The 7,441-nt window shown below is 60.2% G+C and carries 10 protein-coding genes; 3 read left to right on the top strand and 7 right to left on the bottom strand.

Translation table 11 applies throughout. From position 1 onward, the window contains the following. Positions 1-161 precede the first annotated feature (161 nt). On the top strand, positions 162-395 hold the full coding sequence (locus GY725_23795) for a phosphoenolpyruvate protein kinase (GenBank protein MCP4007218.1): 234 nt from the start codon (positions 162-164) through the stop codon (positions 393-395). A gap of 6 nt (positions 396-401) precedes the next feature. Here the strand turns inward: GY725_23795 and GY725_23790 are convergent, their stop codons facing one another. After that, entirely contained in the window at positions 402-779 is a 378-nt protein-coding gene (locus GY725_23790) for a GFA family protein (GenBank protein ID MCP4007217.1), read from the bottom strand. Between the two features lie 57 nt (positions 780-836). On the opposite strand from GY725_23790, the gene xth reads away from it, so the two are divergent. After that, a complete protein-coding gene (gene xth / locus GY725_23785; GenBank protein MCP4007216.1) occupies positions 837-1,601 on the top strand; it encodes an exodeoxyribonuclease III in 765 nt (254 codons plus the stop codon). Here the strand turns inward: xth and GY725_23780 are convergent, their stop codons facing one another. Continuing rightward, positions 1,602-2,009: a YjbQ family protein gene (locus tag GY725_23780; protein MCP4007215.1), complete on the bottom strand. Its 408-nt coding sequence runs from the start codon at positions 2,007-2,009 to the stop codon at positions 1,602-1,604. A gap of 46 nt (positions 2,010-2,055) precedes the next feature. Here GY725_23780 and GY725_23775 point away from each other — a divergent pair, with 46 nt between their 5' ends. Further along, a complete protein-coding gene (locus GY725_23775) occupies positions 2,056-2,994 on the top strand; it encodes a DNA-3-methyladenine glycosylase 2 family protein (protein ID MCP4007214.1) in 939 nt (312 codons plus the stop codon). Positions 2,995-3,004: 10 nt separating this feature from the next. Here GY725_23775 and GY725_23770 read toward each other — a convergent pair whose 3' ends face one another. The 5 genes from GY725_23770 to GY725_23750 form a co-directional block, all read right to left on the bottom strand. Continuing rightward, complete coding sequence (locus tag GY725_23770; GenBank protein ID MCP4007213.1) at positions 3,005-3,556, bottom strand: hypothetical protein; 552 nt, start codon at positions 3,554-3,556, stop codon at positions 3,005-3,007. 123 nt (positions 3,557-3,679) lie between these two features. Further along, the gene (locus GY725_23765; protein MCP4007212.1) at positions 3,680-4,240 is read right to left on the bottom strand and encodes a hypothetical protein; all 561 of its coding nucleotides are present in this window, start codon (positions 4,238-4,240) and stop codon (positions 3,680-3,682) included. A 741-nt stretch (positions 4,241-4,981) separates the two neighbouring features. Further along, entirely contained in the window at positions 4,982-5,896 is a 915-nt protein-coding gene (locus GY725_23760) for a hypothetical protein (protein ID MCP4007211.1), read from the bottom strand. Between the two features lie 61 nt (positions 5,897-5,957). Continuing rightward, positions 5,958-6,659, bottom strand: coding sequence for a permease (locus GY725_23755; protein MCP4007210.1), 702 nt, complete (start codon positions 6,657-6,659; stop codon positions 5,958-5,960). 61 nt (positions 6,660-6,720) lie between these two features. Further along, a complete protein-coding gene (locus GY725_23750) occupies positions 6,721-7,356 on the bottom strand; it encodes a hypothetical protein (GenBank protein ID MCP4007209.1) in 636 nt (211 codons plus the stop codon). Positions 7,357-7,441 lie beyond the last annotated feature (85 nt).

The raw sequence follows: 7,441 nt of genomic DNA, 5'->3' as shown, positions 1-7,441 counted from the left end.
GCTGCGAAGCGCGATGCATCCGCCTGCGCTGCGTCGCGCGACCCTCTGCAGATCTACGGATCTGCGATCGGATCACGCTTCTTGCTCAGGCGGCGACTCCCGCTTCTCGCTCGAATCCTCCCTGTGCAGAGATTCCCTAGTAGGCTGGTAGACTCGTGAGCATGCGAGAGTTCCTTCGTTCCGCCACTCAAAAGCCCGTAGTGAAGCGTGCCCTGCTCTACGCAGTCGTTGTCGGGGCCATCCTGATCGCGATCAATCACGCCGACGCGCTTCTTCGGGGAGACATCGACTCGACTCGAGTATTCAAGATGGCTCTAACGGTCCTGGTACCCTACTGCGTCTCGACTGCGTCGAGCGTCGGCGCCTTGCGCTCGATGAATGAGGGGAATCCCTGATCGATCTCAACGGATCTTCTCGACGCTGCGTTCCCAGTTCTGCCCGTCGAAGGGGCGGCATGCAAACTCCTCGAGGACGTCTCCGTCCAGGCAGCGAATATTGATGTCATAGCCTTCGGGGTGGGAACGCGGACGCGAAAATGGGTGGATACCGCAACTTCGACAGAAGCGGTGCTGGGCGCTTCCGGTGTTGAAACGATAGGTCTCCAGGGCATCGTCGCCTTCGAGTAGCTCGAACGCGTCCGCCGACACGATCAGACCCAGGAAGCCCTTCTTCGAACAGATCGAGCAATTGCACTCGTTGACCGTGGGTTCGTCGACTCGAACGCGAAAGCGAACGGCACGACAGTGACAGCCCCCCTCGTAGAACTTGGCTTCCTTCATAGCCGGAGATTACCCAATCCACTTGCAGATTGGCGGATCGTAGTTCAAGTTGCGGTCGTGAAACTCTTTTCCTGGAATGTGAACGGCATTCGCTCCGTACAGCGCAAAGGATTTCTGGAGTGGTTCGAAGCCCAGAAGCCGGACATCGTGTGCGTGCAGGAAACGAAAGCCCAACCTCACCAACTGAGTGAGGAACTTCTGAACCCACTCGGATACCACGCAAGTTGGTTTTCGGCCGAGAAGAAGGGCTATAGCGGAGTGGCCACGTTCAGCAGACGCGAACCACTCTCTGTGCGAAAGGGCATGGGAAATCGCCTGGCCGATCGCGAGGGGCGTGTGCTGATCAGCGAGTTTCCCGAACTGACGCTGATTAACGCCTACTTCCCCAACAGCCAGAGAGAACACACGCGTCTTGATTTCAAACTGAGTTTTTGTCACTCGATGATGCGCCTGATGAACAAGATGCGACGCGAAGGCAGACACGTCGCGCTATGCGGAGATTTCAATATTGCCCACCGCGAGATCGACCTGACGAACTCAAAGCAGAACCGCAATAGTGCTGGATTCCTTCCGCAAGAACGCGCCTGGATGGATCGTCTCTTGAAGAATGGCTATGTGGACAGCTTCCGTCACTTCTGCGACGAGCCTGGACACTACACCTGGTGGAGCCAGCGCCTGGGTGTGCGAGAGAGGAACATCGGATGGCGCCTGGACTACTTTGCGACCAATCCAGAACTGGTCGACCGCTATCGAGCTGCGCGCATTCAGCCTCAGGTCAAGGGTTCAGACCACTGCCCGGTCGTGCTGGAACTCAAACCCTGATCAAGCGGAGACGTGGACCAACACGGTCCGCGCGGTCGATCGTCGCCGGTGTTCCCATAAGAAGATGCCCTGCCAGGTGCCCAGCCCGAGTCGTCCCCCTACGATCGGGATCGAAACAGACGTCGAGGTAAGCGCGGCCTTGATGTGCGAGGGCATGTCATCGTTCCCCTCTTGGGTATGCGTGTAGAGCGGGTCGTCTTCAGGCACGAGGCGCCGAAGCCAGGTTTCGAGATCGCGACGCGCGGATGAGTCTGCGTTTTCCTGGATCGTCAGGCTGGCCGAAGTGTGTGCAATGAAGATCGTGCACAGACCCGTATCAACCCCGGCCTCCGAAACGACTTCTTCCACAGCAGAAGTGAACTCGCACAACCCGGGTCCAGATGCGCAGATTTTCAAGTTCTTGACCATCAGGACCGATTCTGGCGAGTTTTGCCCGCCCGCGCGAGGGGGCGTCGTGTACTCTGAGCAAATGGAATTCGAGTACCGACCCCGAGGACCGTACTCGCTTGCGCTGACTGCGTCCCGCTTCCAGCGCTTTCCCGAACGGGTCGACCGTGTCGATGATTCTGGCTATCGACGTCTGATGATCGTCGAACGCCAGCCGTTGCTCGTATCTGTGCACCAACGAGGTCCCGTATCGCGCGCGACTCTCCATGTGCGCATGCAGGGCAAGGGAGCCCAACGAGAAGCAGCACGCGGAGCGGCAGAGCGTGTGCTGGAACGGGGACTCGGCGCACGCGCAGACCTGCGCGCCTTCTGTCGAAACTTCAAGGACGATCCCCTGCTCTGCGAACCAATGACTCACTTCCGCGGCCTGCGCGTGGCGGGTGCTCCCGATGTCTGGGAAGCCCTGGTCACAACCGTGTTGTGCCAGCAGGTAAACCTGAAGTTCGCCTTCTCGATTCGCGATGACCTGATTGGCAAACTCGGTCGCCGCGCGCGCTTCGACGGCATGACCTACTACGCGTTTCCGGCAGCGGAGCGCGTCGCTCGAGAGAGTGAAACGACCCTGCGGACCTTCCGGCTTACGGCCGCAAAGGCGCGCACAATCCACGCTCTGGCGCAGGCGTTCAAACGCGGCGAACTGGCCGATAAAGAACTCGCGGTACTCGACGACGAGCAGGTGATCGAGCGCCTTTGCCAGATCAAGGGCGTGGGTCGTTGGACGGCGGAGGTCGTGCTGATTCGCGGCCTGGCGCGCCTCGATGCCTACCCGGCCGCCGACCTCGCCGTCCTCAAATACCTGGCCCGCGATCTCCTGGGACGAAAGGAAAGTGCCAGTGAAGCCGAGATGCGCAACTACGCCAAGCGTTGGCGCCCGTACCGTTCATTGGCCCTCGTATACGCGCTGGCCGAACTCGCACGACGTCAGGCAGTGAAGCAAGCCGGGTAAGAATCCGGGGCTAATCGTCCTCGTCGGACCCGGTGGCCGAGCGATCCACATCGAGATCGTCGGGGTCCATGGTCTCGATGTCGCCATTGGGCTGGCCCGCTTCGATTTCTCCGTCGATCAGACCGCCAGGAGCCCCGGACTCGTCCGCGGGATAGTCTTCATCCGCATCCTGCTCGATCTTCTCTGCTGCACCCGGCACGGGCTTGCCGCTCTTTGAGTCCGGAACCGGCTCCTCGTCATCGCGAGGATAGAGCGGCTCGCCGTCATCGCCGATCAATAGCTCATCGGGATCGGTCGTCCCATCTACAGAATCGGAGTCGAAGGAACCCGGCTGATCGAACTCGTCGTTCTGTTCTGGAGAGATCGCGGGAAGTTCACCGTGGATCGGACTGAGATCGGTCTCGATCTGCTGACGTTCTTGCGCCTCGAGATCAGCGCGAATCTCATCCGCTAGTTCGCGGTCCGCTTGAATCTCCACAGCAGGTGGCATCTCGGCCCACGCAACATGGGCAGCCGCAACAACCCCGGCGAAGCCGCATAGAAAGCCCATCCACTTGTTCATGGTATTCCCCGGCAAAGTCAGTGACTGCAGGAGAATAGCCGGCCGCAAGAGAGTCCTCCCGGACTTGCGGGTTGGGCGAACGCCAGGAATTCCCCGCAACCGACAGGTTGCGACGGGCGCGACTCAGATGTCCCAGCCCTCGACGGAACCGGCTTCCTGGTCGTTCTTCTGGCGAACTTGCAGACGTGGCTTCTCGATCTGGACCCGCGTGTGCGAAGGTACCGACTCCGTGATCCAGACATTGCCTCCGATCACCGAGCCACTGCCGATCACCGTCTCACCACCGAGGATGGAAGCATTCGGATAGATCGTTACATCGTCCTCGATCGTCGGATGACGCTTCTTGCCCACGTCGAGTCGCCCGTGTTTGTTCGAGTACGCACCCAGGGTCACACCGTGATACATCTTCACGCGGTTGCCGATGATCGCGCTCTCACCCACGACAACGCCCGTCCCGTGATCGATGAAGAAGTGGCAACCGATAGTTGCTCCGGGGTGGATATCGATACCGGTACGGCTCTTCGCATGCTCACCCATGATGCGAGCGACGACGGGCGCCTCGAGCAGATAGAACTGGTGCGCGATGCGGTAGGTCGAAACCGCAAAGACCGAAGGATAGGCCACGATCACCTCGGCAAAGGTCTTGGCAGCGGGATCGCCCTGGAAAGCGGCGTCCACGTCCATGCACACGCATTCGCGGACCTCGGGAAGCTCGTCGATCAACTTGCCCGCCCGCTCATGACCGATCAACCCTGCGATCAGACCGTGCACGACTTCGATGTCGGCGGTCAGCCGCTCATCAGGTGTCTGGTCGAGCACGATCGCGCGCAGTTTGTCGAGAATTTCGATGACCCAGACAGGATCGGGACAAGCCTCACCTCGGGCCTGGCTGATGGGATCCCCGCTCTGGCGTTTGGCCGCCAGCTGCTGCACTACCGTCTTACTGCTCGATTCCAATGGCGAGCCTCCGTTTTCCACAAGCTTTCACAGCCGAGAATAAACCCGAATTTGCTGGATTTCAAAGGGATTCGGGCAGAGCCCTTTCCGAAGGGTGATTTGGATGTTGCGTGGGCTGAAGGGGTTTCAGAGCCCGCCTGCCCCTGTTTTGCGCAACCGGCCCGGGAGGCCCAGGAAACCCGACGGTAGCCGGAACACGCGCAGATCACTAGCAAGCCGTGTTGGAATTCCCCGAAATTCGGATGGAATTCCCCGCGATCATACGACGCCCCGGACCCGCCCTGAGACAGGGTTAGCTGCTGGCTAGGGAACCTCTGCACAGGGAGGCTGCGACCGCGAAGCGCGATGCATCCGCCTGCGCTGCGTCGCGCGACCCTCTGCAGATCTACGGATCTGCGATCGGATCACGCTTCTTGCTCAGGCGGCGACTCTCGCTTCTCGCTCGAATCCTCCCTGTGCAGAGATTCCCTAGGGCCCGTCGGCGATTCCGAAATATGCGTGTTCGAATCCGTCCTCGCCGATTCGCACGATCCGGAAACCCGAAGGATCGTCACCCAGAGGCTTGCCCACCGGGCCGGTGGTGATCATCTCGAGTTCACCGTCGCGCCCATAGGCATTGCGATGGTAGTGCCCTGCGAACACGGCTCTCACACCCGCCTCGTGCAGGAGTTTCAGGTACTGGCCCCTGATCTCGTTCGGAAGATTGAAGTACTCCCAGGCCTCGTCCGGATCGCTCAGAAAAAGGGAATGGTGCTGGAAGACCAGGATCTGCGCCGCACCTGATGCGCGCGCGGTTCCAAGCTCCCCCTTCAACCAGGCGAACTGAGCAGCGGCCTCACCGGGAGCTTTCGATGGCTGACCGATCAGGCTGCTATTGAGTACGATGCCGTACACGTCGCCGTGTCGGAACGAATACCAGTCGGGTCCGAAATCACGTCGGAACGAGCGCAGGAGATCCGATGTCGGTTCTCCGGCGACATCGTGATTGCCCGGGACCAGGTGTAATGGAATAGACGTGTCGAGTCGTCCGGCAATCCTCTGAAACTCCCGGGTCTGACCAGCATGACCCGGGGTCTGAATCAGGTCGCCGCAGATCACCACAAAGGCGGGTCGCAGACGATTGGCATGCTCGATCGCCTTCTCGAACAGCGCAATCTCCTGGGCCGTAGGATCGTCATTCCAGGTGTAGCCGAGCAAGACCAGAAGCAGAGGCGTACCCGCAAACCCGAGCTGTGGATCGGCCATCTGAATGAAGAACGGAGATTGAGTCAGCCGCGCCAGCTGGCCTTCGTCACCGTTCAGATGCTCAGAGGGGCCCGGAATCGCGCAGGCCGAGAGCGCAAGGAAAGCCGCGAAAAGGCTGATCAGAGATCTTGCTCGCATCCTCCGAGCATCTCACATCTTCGCATCGAAGTCGTATCGGCGAGGCTCTTCCCGCAGCAAGCTAGTCCCGGCTCATGAAGAGCTGCAACACATACCAGAACATCAAGGCCACCGAAGCGAAGAGCTGCAGAGATGCGCCCACGTAGCGGTCTTCCGGGAAAGTCCGAATGATGTCCGAGGTTTCGTAGAGAATGGCAGCACCCGCGAGACCGACCATGGCAACCGAGAACCAGGTACCGAGGTGGAAGCCGAACAAGCTGCTCGCAACAATCCCGATCAGGGCGGCAATCATTCCGTACATGACGATTCCGCGGAGAAAACTGAAGTCCTTTCGCGTAATGAAGGCGACGGCCGTCAGGCCGACGAAGCCACCCATCGTGACCCAGGCCGCGCTCTGGATCGTGCCGGGTGCGAAATTGTTCGCCATGAACAACAGCGGTACGAAAAAAATCGATTCCGCGACGACGAAACCGATCAGACCGGCGTACTGTGCACCCTTCGAAGTCGATCCATTGGCAGCTCGACTGGCGAGCCAGCCGACGATCATGAACGCTCCCAGCACCAACAGCCAACTGGTACCGAGCATGGCCCGCGCCATGGTCTCAGCCAGACCCGTGCTAAAGTAGTAGACCTCGAGCGCCGTAAATCCACAGATCGCCCCGAACAGATGCACATACGTTCGGGTGATGAACGTGGCCCGCGCGTCCACGTTGATCGGTGCCCCGGTTACGGTTCCGTCGGGATGGGTCTGGCCTTCGTACATGATCGAACTCCTCCTCGCCTAGCGGCCAACGAGCCGAATAGTCTGAAAGTCTAGCAGTGCATCAGGCGGACTGCTGGGGAGTTGCCCGCTGGATGATCCGCCTGCAGTCCAGGCCCGCACGTAAGGCGCCATACGTTCCACACGTGTCGATCTTCGTCAGCCTCGATGCGCAGAAGGCCTCGGCCACCGCACCGTCGCCGCTTCGCACGAGCAGTGAACCCTGGAACGCCAGAGCCATGTGCTCGACGATGCGTCTGCAACGGTACTCGATGTTCTCCTGGTCTCGGAGCTCACAGCCCAGCTCTTCGACGAAACGATCGAGTCGGGCATCTCTGCCGGAGGCCAGTTCGACTTCGTTCATGAACGCGTCGATTGCTCCCGGGCTGCGGCGCATGGCGCGCAGCATGTCCAGGCACTGCACATTGCCACTGCCTTCCCAGATCGCATTGACCGGCGACTCGCGGAACAGGCGCGGCAGAATAGAATCCTCCATCACACCGCTCCCCCCGAGACACTCCATGGCTTCGCTGGCGTGACCGGGCGTGCGTTTGCAAATCCAGTACTTGCCCACAGCCGTTCCGATACGCACCAGGAGTTTCTCCGCGTCGTCATTCGAACTCTGATCGAGGGCGCGTGAATGAGTTGTGGTCCGAAGAATGTGCCTTTCGAGTCCCCGGGTCTTCCTCGACAGGGCCATCTGACCCGTTCACAGGACTCAGTACGCGTAAGAGAGTTCGTGACTCCGCCCACCCGGCAGTCTGCGGGTTGGAATGCGCCGTTCG

Source organism: bacterium (assembly GCA_024226335.1).
Taxonomy (GTDB): Bacteria; Myxococcota_A; UBA9160; order SZUA-336; family SZUA-336; genus JAAELY01.
Note: the sequence above shows the minus strand (reverse complement) of the source record. Positions and strands in the feature narration are given on the sequence as shown.

Coding starts and splice junctions, on each gene's coding strand:
- GY725_23795 (MCP4007218.1), top strand. CDS start 162: ATGCGAGAGTTCCTTCGTTCCGCCACTCAAAAGCCCGTAGTGAAGCGT.
- GY725_23765 (MCP4007212.1), bottom strand. CDS start 4,240: ATGGACGTGGACGCCGCTTTCCAGGGCGATCCCGCTGCCAAGACCTTT.
- GY725_23760 (MCP4007211.1), bottom strand. CDS start 5,896: ATGCGAGCAAGATCTCTGATCAGCCTTTTCGCGGCTTTCCTTGCGCTC.
- GY725_23770 (MCP4007213.1), bottom strand. CDS start 3,556: ATGAACAAGTGGATGGGCTTTCTATGCGGCTTCGCCGGGGTTGTTGCG.
- GY725_23780 (MCP4007215.1), bottom strand. CDS start 2,009: ATGGTCAAGAACTTGAAAATCTGCGCATCTGGACCCGGGTTGTGCGAG.
- GY725_23750 (MCP4007209.1), bottom strand. CDS start 7,356: ATGGCCCTGTCGAGGAAGACCCGGGGACTCGAAAGGCACATTCTTCGG.
- GY725_23790 (MCP4007217.1), bottom strand. CDS start 779: ATGAAGGAAGCCAAGTTCTACGAGGGGGGCTGTCACTGTCGTGCCGTT.
- GY725_23755 (MCP4007210.1), bottom strand. CDS start 6,659: ATGTACGAAGGCCAGACCCATCCCGACGGAACCGTAACCGGGGCACCG.